General features: G+C 38.8%; 8 protein-coding genes. 6 read left to right on the forward strand and 2 right to left on the reverse strand.

Annotated features, from left to right (window positions below):
• Positions 1–11: 11 nt before the first annotated feature.
• Complete coding sequence (locus ACYVRA_RS14115) at positions 12–5,519, reverse strand: alpha-2-macroglobulin family protein (RefSeq protein WP_461253363.1); 5,508 nt, start codon at positions 5,517–5,519, stop codon at positions 12–14.
• Positions 5,520–5,531: 12 nt separating this feature from the next.
• A complete protein-coding gene (locus ACYVRA_RS14120) occupies positions 5,532–6,188 on the reverse strand; it encodes a hypothetical protein (RefSeq protein ID WP_461253364.1) in 657 nt (218 codons plus the stop codon).
• 108 nt (positions 6,189–6,296) lie between these two features.
• Here ACYVRA_RS14120 and ACYVRA_RS14125 point away from each other — a divergent pair, with 108 nt between their 5' ends.
• From ACYVRA_RS14125 to pglZ, 6 genes are all read left to right on the forward strand, one after another.
• Positions 6,297–6,905 carry a DUF1819 family protein gene (locus ACYVRA_RS14125; protein WP_461253365.1) on the forward strand — a complete coding sequence of 203 codons (609 nt, stop codon included), beginning with the start codon at positions 6,297–6,299 and terminating at the stop codon, positions 6,903–6,905.
• A complete protein-coding gene (locus ACYVRA_RS14130; RefSeq protein ID WP_461253366.1) occupies positions 6,902–7,498 on the forward strand; it encodes a DUF1788 domain-containing protein in 597 nt (198 codons plus the stop codon). Before ACYVRA_RS14125 ends, ACYVRA_RS14130 begins: the two co-directional genes overlap by 4 nt.
• Positions 7,499–7,513: 15 nt before the next feature.
• Positions 7,514–11,101, forward strand: coding sequence for a BREX system P-loop protein BrxC (gene brxC / locus ACYVRA_RS14135; protein ID WP_461253367.1), 3,588 nt, complete (start codon positions 7,514–7,516; stop codon positions 11,099–11,101).
• A gap of 3 nt (positions 11,102–11,104) precedes the next feature.
• Complete coding sequence (locus tag ACYVRA_RS14140; protein WP_461253368.1) at positions 11,105–12,817, forward strand: ATP-binding protein; 1,713 nt, start codon at positions 11,105–11,107, stop codon at positions 12,815–12,817.
• A gap of 120 nt (positions 12,818–12,937) precedes the next feature.
• A complete protein-coding gene (gene pglX, locus ACYVRA_RS14145) occupies positions 12,938–16,615 on the forward strand; it encodes a BREX-1 system adenine-specific DNA-methyltransferase PglX (RefSeq protein ID WP_461253369.1) in 3,678 nt (1,225 codons plus the stop codon).
• The gene (gene pglZ, locus ACYVRA_RS14150; RefSeq protein WP_461253370.1) at positions 16,615–19,143 is read left to right on the forward strand and encodes a BREX-1 system phosphatase PglZ type A; all 2,529 of its coding nucleotides are present in this window, start codon (positions 16,615–16,617) and stop codon (positions 19,141–19,143) included. The genes pglX and pglZ overlap by 1 nt, the downstream gene beginning before the upstream one ends.
• Position 19,144 lies beyond the last annotated feature (1 nt).

Consider the following 19,144-nt stretch of genomic DNA (forward strand, 5'->3'; position numbering starts at 1 on the left):
CGCCGCTTACGTTACCTTACGCCGGGAATTAACGCCCTTATTGACTCATCATACATCGCGTAAACGTGTATTGCCGGCCTGAAGAAAGAGCCTTCATAAGCTTTGTTTACCCTGAAACTTATCGCGCGTTCTTCGCCCCTGTTAAGATTAAAGTATGTCATCACCCTGTCGTCCCTTATGTCCTGATAACGGAAATTTGACGAAGATTCGCCGCCGCCTATGCGCGTGTTGACGATTTCCCATGACGCGGAAATTGGAATAATAAGAGCGGCTTCTTCCACTGACTGGGAAAAAGTATTACGCGCGCGCACGGAGATTTCCATATCTTCACCTAACTTTAAACTTTCAGGAGTAATTACCCTGTTGTTGGCGTCGCGGTATTCAACGGTAAGGGAGAGGCCTTCGGAGAGAGCGGGTTCTTTTCCTTCAGCGGGAAGCCCTTTAGCCGTATAACTTACATACACGGGAGAGGACGAGCGGTTAGTCACCGATAAAGCGGCGCCTGTTCCGGTTACGTTTCCAAAAGAGCGTTCCGCGACAGGAGTGTTAAAAGAAATATTTCCCGTTTTCCCTGCGACTGAATAATCCAGCGATAACGCGCCGCTTCCGGCGTTATTTGACATATACGGAACTATGGCGATAAGGGCGTAAGCCGTCTCCTGAGTGGAAAGCCATTTGTCTTGGGAAAGCTCTTTAGTTATTTCTTCAAAGAGCTGTTTGGTTTTTCCCATCTCTTCTTGAGAATTCAACAAAATGAGAGTTTCAAGGATCATCGCCTTATCCCTGAGGGTCGAGCCAAACGTCGCGGAAAGTTCGCGATAATCTCTTTCCGGTAAAGCCAGTCCTTTTATCATGTTACGCGCAGTATCACGCTGTCCTGCAAGCCAATATGCCGCGGCAAGACGCCAGCTTGCCTGAAACGGCAGTTTATGGCTTCGCAGACGGTTCATTGAGCCAAGATCGGCTTCTCCCGCCAATGCCAAAGTGTAGAGCCTGTACGCCTGCTCGGTAAATTTTTCACTGCTAACCTGCCACTGCGCCGCGGCGTTCTTTTGATAACTAACCCAGCTTTTTAGCGCTGTAGTACGCACCTCATAACCGGATCGACGCGCTTCAAGGAGGAAATGTCCGATATAGGAAGAACACCAGTCATTTACAACTGATTCCCCCGGCCAGTATGAAAAACCTCCCGACATTAACTGCATTCCTAAAACTCGTTCTATTCCGCCGCTTATGTTCGTTCTGATGTCCGCTTTTTGCTTGTCGTCAAGTAAAAGAATTTTATCTAAATATAATTGAGGGAACGCGCCACTTGTAGTTTGCTCAGCGCAGCCGTGAGGATACTTGATTAAATAATCCAGCCGCGACTCAAGATTTAGAGGCGGCAGCCTTGAGAAACTCGCGACAAGGGTATTTGTCCCTTCCCTTCCCGGATAGTCAAGGTTTCCCTTCCATGTCTCACCGGCAGAGAGCAGGCTTTGTAAAGTTTTTGTTACGGGAATAGCCGTGGAACGCACTTCGATATCTACAACCTGCTGGGCTGTTTTTAAACCCGATGATTCAGCCGTTACGGTGAACTTTAAACTTCCGGGGTTATCGGGAGATTTTACTTTAAAGCGGATTAATTTTTCTTCACTTTTGTCAAATGATACGTCCTGCGTTGAAGCGCCTTGAATTGCCGCGCCTGGCGCAGAGAGATTTACTTTAACGCTCCTTCTTCCGCTTTTTTGAGAGTTTACATAGACAGGAACTTCAAATTCATCGCCGGGTGAAAGTACGCGCGGTAAAGACGCGAAAACCATGAGATCGGAAGTAACTTTTACCGTTGTTTGCGCTGTTCCGTAACCGCGTAACGCTCTTCCAGTTTGAGGTTCGCTTGTGGAAGAAGCGGCGAGAACCATTATTCGCACCGCGCCAATATATGGCGGCAAATCAAAAGTTTCGGTCTTTTGTCCGCCTTTGCTAATTTCAAAGGGTCCAAAGAAACGCACCACAGGCTTAAACCGCTGCGTCTCTTTTTGCGAATCAACTTCAATGCCGTCGCCGCCGCCAATTGCAAGCAAGGTTTCCAGTTTGCCTGAATAAGCGCCTATAACTTCTTGAAAAAGATCCCATGAATTTATAAACGACGCGTCTCTAGCGTAAAAAGTATTTTTTGGATTTGGCAAATTAAAACGGGTAAGGCCGAGGAGCCCTTCGTCCACAACCGCGACGGTATACGCCATCGGTCTGCCATTCGCTTCGCTGACTGTAAATGAAACTTTAGATTCGGCCTGCCAGTTATCCTGAGTTTTAATCTGCGGATTAATTACAACCCTCGCGTCTTCCACCGTTACGGGAACAATGCCGTAAAGGCGTATTGGAAGATCGTTTTGCGTTTGCAAATGCGGTTGGACAAGCGTTATGTGAACATAGATATTCGGAACCATCGACTGCTCAGCGTTAAATTCATATTTGGTTGTTCCGTCCTGGCAGGTAATCCATTCATTTTTTAAAATGTTTCCGCCTTTTTCCAGCACGACAAAAGCTGCGGCTTCTTTATTGGACGGGAATGTTATCTGTACTTTTTCACCTGTGTTATACTGCTGTTTTCCGGCGGTTAGCGTAAGCATTGACAGAGACCCCTGGCCTTCATCACGGGCGCGTCCCGCCCAGCCCGGCCAATCAATGTACGCCATTTGAGCCGCCGCGTGTCCGCCTTTATCGTCTCTGGCTATGACAATATAGCGCCCCCAGTCGGGATACTTAATATTGAAAGTAAAAACAGCTTTCCCGTTTGAGGTGGAAACAGTTTGACGCGCAATCGCGTTTCTTGAAAGCGTCGAAGCAAATTCAGCGGATTCATCGCCGCCTTTTTCCCACCACCAGCGCCAATCTAATTTATAAACAGCGCAGTCAATATCGATCCTTCCCTGGAGCAATTTTCCGTCTTCGTCCAGAATCACTATCTCCGCCTTGTGATCCGTATCGGTAAGCAGCATGTCATTTGCGTCTCCCTTTGGCAGCCTTATTCCGACATAACGGCTGTAAGGCGAATACTCCTTGCTGATCTGTTCCGATGAAAACACTCCCGACGGTTCAAAAATCCGCGTCAGAAACCGCGCGGTTACTCTGCCGGGAACGGCGGGGCCAGGATTAAAGTCCATCGTTACTATGGCTTTCCCTTGATCGTCAAGAGTCCCGCTCCAGATTTCCTGGCGTTCAGTCGAAATCCCTCTTGAAGGATCGCGGAAAGAATAATTTTCATAACCTTTAAATTTTGTTTCCTTGTCCGCGTAAACGGCGGATATGTCAGCTTTTAAACCGGAAGCAGGCGCGCCGTAAAGCCATTGGGATTCCAAAGGGATTCTGTTAGTGCCGCTTTTAATAAATTCATTCGCGCCAAAATCAAGATCGATTTTTAATCTGTTTGGCATAATAGTTTCTATTTTAATGTTTTTGTTAAATGTATTTCCGCCAACCCGCACCCTCGCGGTCCAGTCTCCTGTTGGAGCGTCTTGCGCGGTAACGGCGGCAAGGGAATAAAAACCGTCTACGGAAGAAGTATAAGCGCGGTTAATAACAGGGCGGCCTCTTGGATCTTCCAACTCAAAAATAACAGGATGATTTTGAGGAAGCGTATTCAACGGATCGGCAAGAAGGAATGTAAGATAAATATCGTCACCGGGACGCCACACATCGCGCTCTCCGTAGATAAGCCCGCGCAGACCGGAAGAAGGAGTGCCTCCCGAAACGTCAAAATGGCTTACCGCAAGAGCGGTAGAATCGTTCACTCTAAGATATGCCCTGCCTAAATTACTTTCGGCGTACACAATAAGGCGCGAACCGCTTGCCGTATCCGAAGACGCGGGAATCGCCGCGACGCCGTTTGAGTTTGTCTTGCCCTGATTAATAACCCGTCCCTGGTAGTTGTAAATCTTGTATTCAGTGTTTGGCGCGGCGCGGGCGGTAATAAGATTTGTCGTAGCGATAAGCCATGAACCGTCAAGCGACCTTTTTGCGAGAAGCCCTAAATCAGAAACAAGCACATTCCTGCTCTGCGTTATATTGTGATCGCCTCCATAGTTAATATAAAAAGCGGGATGGCATGGATCCATATAGTTCTCATACCATTCTTCCCAATCGTAATTCTTGGAATTATAATAACTCCAATACGTTTCGCCGCTTGTCGTATAACGCGGGTAAAAAGAGTCATCCGGAAATTCATACCCGGAAAAATCTTTATGGTTTTTATTACAAACATATTTAACATGTCTTTGCCTGAAAGTGATCCTTACATGGAACATCCCGCCGGGAAATTTCTTGCTGAGTTCCGCCATGTCAAGCCCCCGGCGTATCCAGCGGTTTTGATCGGAGGCGGCCCACTGGAAATCAAAAGCTTTTGTCCACACCGGCTCTCCTACGCGATCAAGCTCATATCCGTCCGCAAGGTTGTTTGTCTGCAAGAAATAAAACATATTTTGATTGTAAATTTGAAACGCTTCCACCAAAATGCCCGTAACATTTCTGGTTTCGATTACAAGCTGCGCTCCCTGGCTTGTCGGCAGAATAACGCCGTTTCCTGCAAAACGTATCTCAGGCAATTCCCACGTGTCAGGAACCGTATAACGGACTGGAGTACTTAAACGTTTGCCGTTCACATCTTCCAAATCCTGAATTACAAGTTCCGCTCCTGCTGGAATACCCCCTGAATTATTTCCGTAAATTTTTACAATATTTCCTTCAAGCGTATAACGGATGTCAGTATTATCGGAAATAGAAATAAACCCCCTTAAATCCTGATTTGCTTTTAGATAATTGGTAAAAGAAACTTCGATTACGTTATTTCTATATTGAAGATCAAGCATTTGGAAAATATCCAGTCCTGGAACCAATACGGCGGTAAATCCGTCTATGTTAGTTCCCAAGGGTTTTCCTTTCCATGTAACCTCAACAGTTCTGGAAGTTTCACCGCGTTTAACCGGCTCAAAAACAAAACGGTGAACGTTATCAATGTGCGACCATGAAAGTTTACCTAACTCTTTTGAACTGACAGTTTGCTCTATTTTGGAAATTTCAGCGTCTTCATCGGCATATACAATTCCCGCGACAACAACATTATTATCGTCACCTAACTGTACAGGTTCAATCTCTACCCGAAAAACAGGAAGTGCCGCTGTAAAATCAAAGTTAAAAGAGGGAATCCCCGCAATGTTCACAGACGCATAGTACCGTTGTCCGGGTTTATAGTTTTCGGAAGGAGTAAAAATAAGAGTATACTCATCCTGCCATGAAACAGTACCCTTAACCTTAGGGTTAATGACAAACGCGTTAGACGCTAAAGGTACGGACGTGTCCTGAGCGAATTTAAATTCAACAACTACAGGGGTGTTTTTATTAAGTATCCCGTTTGAAACCGCCGCAATATATTCCGGATCGGGAAGGCTTTTTTTCCCTTTGCAGGATAAAAATAAACCGCCTGTACAAATCGTTATAATGATAAAAAGAAAAAAGCAGGATAAATATTTTTGTTTTTTCATTACTCCTCCGCGTTAAAAAGAATAACCTAATTTAAAATCCAGAGATATGTCACTGCGTAATATGGTTATTCTTCCATCAGAGTTAATATAAGCATCCTGATCTGTTTTTTGCGGGAAACTGAATGTTTTGCCTATTCCGCCTCCGATTTGCATGGTAAATCCGCTGTCAAAAACCCATTTATATCCCAGATTCAATCCAAATCCCACTTCCGTATAAAGCTTATTGTCGCCAGTGATTTCATATCGAAAGCCTAAATTAGGATAAAAACCGATATAAAAACCTTTTATGCCTGTTCCAAAAGGCCGGTATACATACATTGGTTTAAAACCTATTTGAAAATAAGTTTCTTGGTAGTCATAATAATAATCTTGATTTAAAACAGGATCCCAATCGTAATCATGAACGGTACGGTCGTTATAAAGGAATGACAATGTTATTGATATATTAGAATATTTGCTTAATCTGCATTGCCCTTCCAGATCCACAATAAACAACATGTCATTTATATCGCCGATAAAAATATCGCTAAACATTAAAAATGGGCTTGTTTGAATAGTCCATTTTTTTTCCGTATTTTTTTTCGTACTTTTTTCTACATCCGCATCTTGACTGAAAATATGTTGATTTATTCCCAGTATAACGATAATAACAATTAAGAGCTTTTTCATAAATTTATCCTCCATAATATTAATAATATCTCTTTTTTAAGGTTTTTCAAGCTAATCAAAAAAGTTCCCTTTAATTTATATATAAAATCATATATAATACTCATTATTATGATTCGTAAACCTTACAGTTCAGCTATGACAAAACACCTGTTTTGGTTTACTGAGTTTAAAATTATAGTCAGGTTATTGAACGAAGGCAAGAATATGGATGAAATAAAAAGGCTCAACAAGGCGGAGAACCTATTAACCGTTAAAACTGTGAACCGTCGGAAAATTATTTTTAATGTTATAGCGGCAAGAATCAATGCTATTCCAAAAGATTTCATTGAATTATGCGGAAAAACTGATATTTCAACCCAAAAACTTATAGCTGTAATAGCGGTCATGGCTCTTGAAAGCCTTTTTTATGACTTTATATTCGAAGTATACCGGGAAAAACTTATGATGGGCGATAAAACAATAACTATCGGTGATTTTATCCTGTTTTTTAGGAATAAACAGATTCAAGACGAAAGAATTTCCGCGTGGACTGATACAACCTTTAACAGACTAGGGCGGGCCTACAGAAATGTTCTGCTTAAATCGGGTCTTATTAAGAACTTAAGAAAAAATGAATGGGTTGTAGAGAAACCTCTCATAAACAGACAATTAGTTGATACTTTGCAAAAAGCAAAAATGGAAGTTTTCTACTATGCGTTAACCGGAGAAAAACTATGAATGTAAATATCAATGGAAAAATACAAAAAGACCTGGACATGCTTGAAGATACGATTAAAAAACCGCAATTTAGGCAGAATAAAGGACTTGGAAATGAAATTGGATATTATATATTTCATTATAATCCAGAGGCGGAATTGATCGTCCGAAAAAGTGTTATGTCGTTACAAGAAAAAATAAAAAAAGGTAACTTTGATTTTACTATTATCGTATTTGATCTTTATGAAATCTTGATTGATGTGTTAAAAAACAAGGGGTTTCTTGAAAAATGTTTTAAAATGGAAAAAGAAAAAGGGTTTACAACTTTAGTAAAAGAAATTAACAAGTCTCTTCAAATTGACAGTGAACAAAAAAACGGTCCAATTAATAAATATATAAAAGAAAAAATAACATCTGATTCAGTTGTGTTTATAACCGGCGTGGGTAAATGTTTCCCTGTTATTTTTTCTCATGACGTGCTAAACAATTTTCATGCGGTTGTGGATACTGTCCCTGTTATAATGTTTTATCCGGGTGATTATAACGGGCAGCAGCTTTCGTTATTCAACATTATAGACAGTAAAAATTATTATAGGGCTTTCCCCTTAAATTAATAAGAGAGGTTAGAAATGACAGTAAAAGAGCTATTTATAAAACCTATAGATCGTAACATACAGGGAGTTATAAAGGTTGGTCAAACAGATGAGAGATACATTCAGCAGGAATTGGAAGAATATATTATTACCAATGAATTGAAGAAGCATTTTAAGGTTTTTTTTGACAGATATATTGAGGGTATTTCCGGCAGTACAGACAAAATTGGCGTGTGGATTTCAGGTTTTTTTGGGAGCGGTAAATCCCATTTCCTTAAAATACTTTCATATTTGCTGGAAAACAAAGAATTAGGCGGTAAAAAATCTATTGATTATTTTAAAGAAGGCGGAAAAATAGACGACAGTTTCTTAATCGCGAATATGACTCGCGCCGCAAGTGAAGCTGAAAACACGGATGTAATTCTGTTCAATATTGATTCAAAGATTTCCAACAGGTCGGGAGAAGAACGCGATTCGATTGTCTCTGTTTTTTTTAAAGTTTTCAATGAAATGCAGGGATTTTGCGGTTCTGATCCTTACATTGCTGATCTTGAACGCAGGCTTGAAGAACTGAACAAGCTTGAAGATTTTAAAAAATTATTCATGGTAAAAGAATGCAATTCATGGGACGAAGCCAGATATAATGCCGGTTTTATCCAGGACAAAATTATTGCGGTAATTGTAGAAATAGGACTTATGAGCGAGGAGGCCGCCCGTAATTGGTGCGAAAAAATATCTACGCCTTATTCAATAAGCAATGAAGATTTTGCGAACCTTGTAAAAAAATACCTTGACCGCAAAGGAAAAAACAGGCGTATTATCTTTATGGTAGATGAAATGGGACAATTTATCGGTCAGGATTCCCGCCTTATGCTGAATCTTCAAACCATTGTCGAAGACCTTGGCACCATTTGCCAGGGAAGGGCATGGGTCATTGTAACCAGTCAGGAAGACATTGATTCAATAACCAAAAACATGGCGGCAAGGAGCAACGATTTTTCCAAGATTCAGGGACGTTTTGATACCCGGCTATCATTATCTTCCGCCGATGTTGGCGAAGTAATACGAAAACGCATTCTCGAAAAAACTTCTCCTGCCGCTCAGACACTTTCGCTCCTTTATGACAATAAAGCGACTACTATAAAAAATCTTATTGTGTTTACCAATACCGCTCAGAAAAAACTTTATGAAAACGCAAAAAATTTTACGGCAGATTATCCTTTTGTGCCTTATCAATTTGATCTGTTGGGAAATGTTCTTACGGCTATACGCGAACATGGCGCTTCCGGGAAACATCTGGCTCAGGGCGAGCGTTCAATGATAGCCCTTTTTAAAGAATCAGCGAATCGTCTTGCTAATAAAAACATTGGCCCTCTTATACCGTTTAACTTGTTTTATGACGCTCTGGATCAATTTTTGGATTCTGGGCACAGGAGTGTAATTCAATCGGCACTGCGTAACGAAAGGATTAATCCCGGCAAAGAAGAAGACTGCCTTGCGGTTAACGTTCTAAAAACCTTGTTTCTCATAAAATACGTTAAAGAAATCACTGCGACTCTTGAGAATATTACCAGTCTGATGTGTTCTTCCATTGATGAAGACAGGCTCACATTATTCAACAGTATACAAAGCGCCTTAAAAACATTACAGGAAGAAACGCTTGTTTCAAAAAACGGTGATATATATATTTTTCTTACCAACGAAGAACAGGAAGTAAACCGCGAAATAGATCGTCAAAATGTCAGTACCGCAGAAGTTATTCAATCTTTGGCGGTTATAATATTTGATGATATTATTATAGATAACAAATATAAGCTTCCCAAATTCAACGGCAGATACAGTTATTCATACAACCAAAGAATCGACGATGTTCAGCATAATCCCAGGCAAAATCATCCCATAACTTTACAGATAATAACAACACCGGATCAGCAGGCGGATACAGCCGACCTTATTATGAGATCAAGCCAATTGTCCGGTGTCCTTGTGGTTCTACCGCAGAAAAATGATTTTTTGGTGGAACTTCGCAGACATTTGTGTATTGAAAAATACCTCCGCTCCAGAGCATACCGTACATTGCAAAAAGCAAGTGAAATTGAGTTGGAGTTTCAAAACGAGAACGATAACAGAAAAATAGCGGTACGGTCCTTTCTTGAAGACGCTCTCAGGGAAGCTCGTATTTTCGTAAACGGAAACGAGGAAAATTCCAATGGAAAAGACATAAAAACAAGAATAAACGCCGCCCTTGATACTGTTGTAAACTCGGTATACCACAAATTGTATTATATTGACACCCCTTTAGGCATTGAAAATACACGCGCGCTTTTTGCCGTAGGCGCTCCAGCGCTTGTTCCGGGTGGCAGTATTCCGAACAAGCATGCTCTTGAGGAAATGCGCGATTTTATTGAGTCAAATTCGCAAAAACACCAAAGGACATCAATGCAGAGCTTACAGGCTCATTTTATGAAAGAACCGTATGGTTTTGTTGAAGACGATGTTGAATGGCTGTGCGCAAAACTTTTTAAAGACGGTGATATTGATGTTTTTATAAATAACGCTCAAATTACAGTTCTTGATAAATCTGAAAGTGAATTGGTAAATTATTTTACCAAAAAACAACATGTGGACTCGCTTACAACAGCAATTCGCCGGAAAGCCAATGACACCCAACTTAAAAATACTCGCGAAATTATGAAAGCCCTTTTTAACGATTCGGCTCCTAATGATGATGAAGATATGTTATTTCAGAATTTTAAGCGGCAAGGCCGGGATTTATTAGGATACCTTGAAAAACTTTTATATAATTATCGTGAATGTCCGGAGTATCCAGGGAAGGCTGTTGTTGATGCCGGAATAACAATACTCAACAGTCTGATTTCCATTTCATCGCCGTTTATTTTTTTTGGTGATTTAATTCAGAAGAAAGATAATATTTTAAATTTCTGTGATGATTATGAAAATCTCAAAACCTTTTTCTCAGGACCTCAACACGAAATATTCGCAAAAGCAGTTATGTCGGTACAATCATTTGAAAAAAATGAATATGCAATTTTTATTAATGAAATTCCCGAACTTGCAACAAATATTAACGAAATAATAAAGATGGCAAACCCGTATAAAGAAATTTATAAACTACCGGAATTGATTGAAAAATATAATAAAGCTTTGCTTGATCAATGCCAAAAAACCAAACAACCGCTCCTTGAGTCTTTTGATGATATTAAAAAGAAAATTTTTTCCAAATTGGAAGGAAAATCATTCAAAGACGAATTTTATGTTTCTATGGTCAACCGTTTTGACAGCATGGAACAAAAATTAAAGAAGTGTTCTGAGCCGTATCTTTTGGATAACATGAGAGGTGAGATTGACAGAATAAAAACTGATTTATTAAACGAAATTGACAGAAAAGAAGAGGAACTAGCTGCGGCTACTCCCGCTGGAACTGCATCGAAAGTAACCCCGTCCAAAACACGGCATACCAATTACATCTCAATAAGATCGGTTGTAAGCGCTCCTTCATGGCAAATAGAAACAGAAGATGATATTGATATGTATCTTGCTCAGTTGAAGCATAGAATCTTAACGGAAATGAAAGATGATGATATTATAAGTGTGGAGTTTTAGTAGATGGATAGCCTGCTGGAAAAAGAACTTCTGGAAACGCTTAAAAGCCTCATTCAAAATTGGGAGAATGAGGTAGTTGAATTTAAGGAAGCAAACAATGATTATAAAAAAAGTGAAATTGGACAATATTTCTCTGCAATAAGCAATGAAGCAAGCTTAAAAAATCTTCGTTATGGATGGCTTATTTTTGGCGTTAGAAACAAAGATAAACAAATTATTGGTTCTACATATCGGGATAAAAACGGTCTGGAAAAATTAAAACAGGAAATTAGTCAAAATACTACAGGACGTATTACCTTTATTGATATCTTTGAAATTTACCCGGTCATTAATAACAATAAAACACGTGTAATAATGTTTAAAATTCCCGCAGCCGCTCCAGGAACACCTACAGGATGGAATAACCATTATTTTGGACGAAACGGAGAATCACTTGTCGCATTAACAATGGGCAAAATAGATGAAATAAGAGGGCAGACACGGAAAGATTGGTCAAAACAGATTATTGAAAAATCTTCATTGGAGATGCTGGATAAGAAAGCAATAATATTGGCACGTAATAATTATAGAAAAAAAACCAACAAAGCCCACTTAAATGAAGAACTTAAATCCCTGAGTGATGAGGAATTTCTTACCAAATTAAAACTCATTATTAACAAAAAACTCACCAATGCCGCAATGGTTATGCTGGGTAAAAATGAATTTGATTACCTGTTGGATACTGCTCCTCGTATCATGTGGCGGTTATATGACTCTAAGGGAGATACTTTAGACTATCAGGAATTTACAATTCCTTTTATCCAAGTTGTAGACAAAGTTTACAAAAAAATACGGAACCTTGTGTACCGATATATGCCGGATCAAGGCACGCTTTTCCCGGAAGAAACACAACAGTACGATGAACGGATTTTACGGGAATTAATAAATAACTGTATGGCACATCAGGATTATACTACGGGAATGCGTATTTATATTGACGAATTTGAAGATCATATTATTGTCTCGAATCCCGGCAGTTTTCTTCCCGGAGATGTAAGAGAAGTGTTAAAACCCGGATATACCGCGCCATATTATCGAAATCCTTTATTGGCCGATACTATGGTCAAGTTTAATCTTATTGATACGGCATCTATGGGCATTAGAAGGATTTTTAACATTCAAAAGAAAAAATATTTTCCTATGCCGGATTATGATACTTCTGTTAATGGTAAAGTATCAGTTACTGTATATGGCAAAGTTTTGGATATGAAATATGCAAAAATCCTGTTTAAAAACCCGGATCTTGACCTTGATACAGTATTCCTTGTGGATAGGGTACAAAAGAGGTTATCCCTTGAAAAAGACGCCATTAAGCATCTTAGAGATTTAAAGGTTATTGAGGGGCGAGCTCCTAATATTTACCTGACTGCAAATATAGCGGCAATAATAGAAACCGAATCTGAGTATATACGCAATAAAGGCTTTGATGACGAAACTTATAGGAAATGGATTTTAGAATATCTTACGCAATATAAAAAAGCTACCAAAGCACAGATTAAAAGGTTACTTTGGGAGAAATTGCCGGATATACTGAATAACAGGCAAAAAGAGTCAAAAATAAAAAATCTGTTGTGGGTACTAAAAAAGGAAGGGAGAATAACAACTGATACCCCCAACAAACGTATAGCAAATTGGGTATTGGCTAACCCCAAAAAAGATGGATATTTTAGCCAATAATAGCCAATCTTTTAGCAGGCTTATTTTTGCTAATTCGTTACAGGATAAGGAGTTACGATTGGTTAAATATGAAAACGAAGAAAAAAATTATCCAATTTTAGCCAATCAGGGGCGAAAACCATGAACAAAACCGCCATTAAAACTTTCGCAATTTGGGCGCGTAATAAGCTTATTGAAGATGTCCGCTATAAAGCCCGCCTTATCGGCATTACTGAAAAAGACATAGACGAGCCTTTGCCGAATTCCTTAAAAGACCTGCTATTTTTTGATATTGGCAACGATAACGAGCCTTATGCAATAGCCGGCGAAGCTATAAAACAGAGGGAAAAACTGATTGCCGCTCTGAGAAAAAGAGAAAAACTGTCGGACTATAAAACAGCCTTCGATTCATTAGTGGAAGAAACCGCCTATACATGGTTTAACAGGCTCATAGCCATCCGTTTTATGGAGGTCAACCAATATCTCCCCTCAAACCTCCGTGTTTTAAGCTCAGGCGGCGAAAAAAAAGAGCCGGAGCTTGTGTCAAAACCTTTTGACAGCGGTTTTAAATTTTCTGATGCCGAAATATCTAAAATTACCAAATGGAAAGAAGAAAACAATGCCGCCGAGCTTTTTATTTTTCTCTTTATAAAACAGTGCAACGAACTAAACGCAGTTCTTCCCGAACTTTTTGAAAAGATCAACGACTATACCGAACTGCTCATCAACTTAAATTATACCGATCCGGCGGGGGTAGTCCGCAAACTTATTACAGATATACCTGAAGATGATTTTAAGGAAGCGGTGGAAATTATCGGCTGGCTGTATCAGTATTACAACACCGAACCAAAAGCCGAAGTAGACGCCTATGTTAAGACCGGTAAAAAGGTAACAAAAAAGGATATTCCCGCCAAGACCCAGCTTTTTACTCCCGACTGGATAGTCCGCTATATGGTAGAGAACAGTTTGGGCCGCCTCTGGATAGAAGGGCATCCCAACGAAGAATTAAAGAAAAACTGGAAATACTACCTTGATGAAGCGGAACAGGAAGAAGATGTAAAAAAACAACTTGAGGAAATACGGCAGGAATACAAGACGATAAAACCTGGGGACATAAAAGTTATAGACCCCTGCATGGGAAGCGGACACATTCTAGTTTATCTGTTTACGTTACTGATGCAGATTTATGAAAGCCAAGGCTATAATCCCCGTGATGCCGCTAAACTAATATTGGAAAAAAATCTCTACGGACTGGACATAGATGACCGCGCATGGCAGCTTGCCTATTTCGCGGTATTGATGAAAGCCCGTCAATACAACCGAACGATTTTAACTGAATCTATCAAACCCCATTTGTACGCTATTCAGGAAAGCAACGGAATAGACGCCAAATACCTGCAATATTTTGGCGAAGGAATGGATGATAAAGAGAGGAGTCTTGCTTTTTCTGATATAAAAACTCTTGTTGCGATTTTTGATAACGGGAAAGAGTACGGTTCCATATTAAAAATACCCAATCTCAATTTTAAGCTGATGCATACATTTATTGAGAAGGTTGATAAAAAGGGCTTTCTGCCGGCTTCGACTGAACTTTTTCCTGAAGCCGAACAACAACCTGATCTTATGCCTATAGAAACGATTGTTGTTGATGATATTCAGGCAAAATTGAATGAATTGATTAATATTGCGGAGATTTTACACGACAAATATCATGTGGTGGTGACGAATCCGCCGTATATGGGTTCCGGGGACATGAATAGCCATTTATCCAATTTTGTTAAGCGTGAATATGAAAATAGTAAAAGCGATTTATTTGCTGTGTTTATTGAACGTGGTTTTTCTTTAATAAAACAAAATGGATATAACTGCATGGTTACTATGCAAGGTTGGATGTTTCTCTCAAGTTATGAAACTATGCGTAAAAATATTTTAACAAATAAAACTATTATTAATCTAATGCACATGGAAAATATGGTAATGGGTATTGCTTTTGGCACAGCTGTTACTAACCTTCATGGGCAATATATAGAAGGATATAAAGGGCGTTATAATCATATTGAGTTGTCTCTACTTAATAATAATGTACCGCGAATTTTTCCTCCTGTTGGAAAACGCAATGTAGCAGTCTCTGCTGACAATTTAGCTAAAATACCAAGTAGTCCGGTAGCGTATTGGGTAAGCGAAACGATATTGCGGTTATTTAGTAATAAGAAAATTAAAGATTTTGGTTTTGCTGGAATTGGAATGAGAACAGGAGATAATGAAAGGTTTCTTAGATATTGGTTTGAAATAAGTTCAATAAATTTTCACAAAAAATGGATTCCATATAACAAAGGTGGAGAATTTAGAAGATGGTATGGAAACAATGACTTTGTTGTAAATTGGGAAAATGACGGATTTGAAATAAAAGAAAATACCCGCCATGTTTATCCACAATTAGGTGATAATTTAGGTTGGAAAATTAGTAACGAAAAATATTATTTCAAGCCTGGTATTACATGGACTGGGGTTACAATGGCAAAATTTAGCTGTAGATGCTACGAGGAAGGATTTATTTTTGATTCTGGTGCAAATGGACTATTTGCATATGATAGTATTAATCACTATTATTTAGCAGGATGGTTAAATACTAAAATAGTTAATTCTCTTATTATGATAATGAATCCAACAATAAATAATGGAGCAGGATTAATAAATGGCATTCCAATTTCAATTAATGAACAATACCACTCTGTTATAACCGAAAAAGTAGTTCAATGTATCTCCCTCTCCCGCACCGACTGGGACTCCTTTGAAACATCCTGGGATTTTAAGCGCCACCCCCTAATTCCAAACGCCGACCTCCGCGCCTTGCGAACCAAGGGTTCGACGCCTCTGCGTGAAAATTCTTCGAATGATATTCCTTCTTACAAAGTTTCTGAATCATACAACCAATGGCAAAAAGCCTGCGAAGAACGGTTTCAAACTCTCAAATCCAACGAAGAAGAGCTCAACCGCATCTTCATAGAAATTTACGGCTTGCAAGACGAACTGACACCCGAAGTAGAAGACAAAGACGTAACCGTTCGCAGGGCTGACCTTGGCAGGGAAATCCGCAGCCTCATTTCTTATGCCGTGGGCTGCATGTTTGGCCGCTATTCTCTTGATGTAGAAGGCCTGGCTTATGCAGGCGGGGATTGGGACAACAGCAAATATAAAACATTTATCCCGAATAAAAGCAATATCATTCCTATAACCGATGAAGATTATTTTAATGATGATATTACCAATCTTTTTATCGGTTTTATCAGAACTGTCTACGGAGAGGAAACACTGGAAGAAAATTTAAACTTTATTGCTAATGCCCTTAATAGCCGAGGTGGAAATTCCCGTGATACTATCCGAGGCTATTTCTTGAATGATTTTTATAAAGACCATGTGAAAATTTACCAGAAACGCCCTATCTACTGGCTTTTCGACAGCGGTAAAGAGAATAGTTTTAAAGCGCTTATCTATATGCACCGCTATCACGCCGATACAATCGGAAATTTGCGTATTGACCATCTTCATAAAACACAAAACACCTACGAGAACGAAATAGCCCGTATGCAGCGCATAATAAAAACAACTTCTTCCGCATCTGAAAGAGCAAAGAGCCAAAAAAAATTGGAAAAACTCCAAAGGCAATTACGGGAAATAAAAGCTTATGATGAAAAAATAGCACATTTGGCTCTTTGCAAAACTGAGATTGATTTGGATGACGGAGTTAAGCATAACTATGAAAAAATACAAACCGCTCAGGGTGGAATAAAACATGAAATTTTGGGTAAAATAGGATAATGTCAAATATTACTTTTCAAAAAATACAATCAAAACTCAATATAGAATTTGCCGAAGAAGGCCGAAGAATAGTATTCTGGTATGATGAAAAAAATGAATGGGCGGATCAAATAAGCAAGTTGGAATTGCAAAACGTGGAAATTTTATTCGCCGATGGAAGCAATCAGTTTGAAATAAAATATAAAATTGAATATGAAAATCTAGGCACAAACTATTTAATTTATTCCCCTCTGCCAAAACCTGATCCAAATAAAGATCATCTTCTGGATGTTTTTCTGTATTCCAGGGAATTTAAGGCTGATAGTCTGGCATTGTTCGCTGAAGAATTATTAATTGATAAAAACTTCATGCCTCTGCTTGAAAAATACGGTTTTTTCTTTAGAAACACCGCCAATCAAAGCAGTTTTCAAGCTCTTGGAATTGACAGTTATGATGATAACAGCATTACACTTGGAATGTTATGCTGTTTATGCGATGTTACAGAGCCTTCAATTCAAAATCTCATTGTTCATATCATTACAAACAATGATATTTCTGACAATAAATATTTGCGAATATTCTCGGAGAATAACCTTACGGATGTTTTTTGGGAGTACTGCCGGAATAATTTAGGATGGCAGGAACCCTCCCCAACCCTTGAAAAATTGCTGATAACAGTATATCTGACATATTTTAAGAGAGACCTGTATGAGGATTTACCAGAAAAATATAAACCTTTTATAGCCCAAAAAACCGGAAATGTTACTCAGATTCTGGAAAATCTAAAAAACAACAAACAAAAATATCAAGAATACGCGGATTATACTGCCGGAAAAATAAAAATAAATGACATTCTTCAGGCTCTTTCCGTTGAATCAATTGTTAATTGTTCGGTTTTTAAAGAAGTAGACAAATATATCACCGATTGGGTCATAAAACGCCTGATTAATAATGATCTTGGTACTTTGCCAAACAATAAATCTCTTGATATTATATGTGATGAACGACTGCAAAAAAACGCCGGTACACCTCTTGAACATGATTATCAAATGTTAAAAAACGCCGCTCTGCTGTTAAGCGCTAAAAAAACAGACGATTACTCCGGCACTTTAGAAGCATTTGTCGTTGATTATACAAAGTATTACTATAAAATAGATTTATACTACCGGCATTTTATCGAAAATTATGATAAACTTGAAGATAATACCAAATATGAAGAACTCCAAAATAATATTGAAAATTACTATACTAATTCTTTCCTTGCAAAATATATTTCCGCATGGAATAAAACTTACATAACAGGCGTTAAAAACACGGACACCTGCAGAATGAGGAGATTTTATTCGACTTTTGTTAAACCGTTAAATAAAAAAACCGTCGTAGTAATCAGCGATGCCTTGCGTTATGAAGTTGCGGCTGAATTATTAGAAATTTTTAAAAACGATCAAAATTGTACGGTAAACATGAAGTATATGTTAGGCGAATTGCCTTCCGTTACATCGCTGGGTATGGCCGCCCTTCTGCCGAATGATAAGCTTGATATTGCCCTTGACGGAAAAGTCCTTTGTGACGGCAAACAGACTGACGATTTGGCAAAACGCCGTATTATTCTACAAAGTGTTAATAAAAATTCCGAATGTATTCAATACAATGACTTTTTTCAAATGAAAAGAGATGATATGCGTTCTTTGTTAAAAAATACCGACACTCTCTACGTGTACCATAATCAAATTGACAGCCGAGGTGAAAATTTGCCTACGGAAAAAGATGTGTTCAGCGCCTGTAGGGATACGATAAATGAACTCTATGAAAAGATAAAATACCTGGGGAAAAACGCAAATGTTTATCATTTTGTTGTTGTTTCGGATCACGGGTTTATTTATAAACGGGAAAAATTAACAGAAAGCGATAAAATAGGGGATGTTTCAAAGATTGGCCAATTAACCAACAGGCGTTTTATTATATCCGGCAGGCAAAATCAAACGGACGGTATATGCGAAATTAAGATCGGGGATTTATTGAGGAATGACAATAATAATTATATACTTTTTCCAGAAAGCGTTAATGTCTTCAAATGCTCCGGCGGACAAAACTATGTGCATGGCGGATCTTCCCCTCAGGAACTTATAATACCTGTTATTGATATTGATATTGAAAAATACGCTGTTGAAACAAGAGCCGCGGAAATAAGGCTAAGCAGGGCAATAAAGCCGAGAATCAACAATCTTATAACAACTTTGGAATTTTTACAAACAGAAGCGGTTTCAAGCGAAGTTAAACCGGAAACTTATGAGATTTTTGTTGTTGAAACTGATAACGCCAATAATAAAACGCAATTATTATCGGATATTCAAACAATTACGGCAAACAAGACTGGTGTTGAATCAAGCGACAGGTTGTTTAAGCTTACCTTTAATTTAAAAAATCAGGAATATCCAAAAGATAAAACATATTATTTGATAATTCGTCGTAAAGATTCTACAATAGAAATATCAAGAACCGAAGTTATTATTGATATAGCTTTTGCCGGGAATTTTGGTTTCTTTTAAG

This window comes from Treponema sp. R8-4-B8 (assembly GCF_054786175.1).

Coding starts and splice junctions, on each gene's coding strand:
- ACYVRA_RS14115 (WP_461253363.1), bottom strand. CDS start 5,519: ATGAAAAAACAAAAATATTTATCCTGCTTTTTTCTTTTTATCATTATA.
- ACYVRA_RS14120 (WP_461253364.1), bottom strand. CDS start 6,188: ATGAAAAAGCTCTTAATTGTTATTATCGTTATACTGGGAATAAATCAA.
- ACYVRA_RS14125 (WP_461253365.1), top strand. CDS start 6,297: ATGATTCGTAAACCTTACAGTTCAGCTATGACAAAACACCTGTTTTGG.
- ACYVRA_RS14130 (WP_461253366.1), top strand. CDS start 6,902: ATGAATGTAAATATCAATGGAAAAATACAAAAAGACCTGGACATGCTT.
- brxC (WP_461253367.1), top strand. CDS start 7,514: ATGACAGTAAAAGAGCTATTTATAAAACCTATAGATCGTAACATACAG.
- ACYVRA_RS14140 (WP_461253368.1), top strand. CDS start 11,105: ATGGATAGCCTGCTGGAAAAAGAACTTCTGGAAACGCTTAAAAGCCTC.
- pglX (WP_461253369.1), top strand. CDS start 12,938: ATGAACAAAACCGCCATTAAAACTTTCGCAATTTGGGCGCGTAATAAG.
- pglZ (WP_461253370.1), top strand. CDS start 16,615: ATGTCAAATATTACTTTTCAAAAAATACAATCAAAACTCAATATAGAA.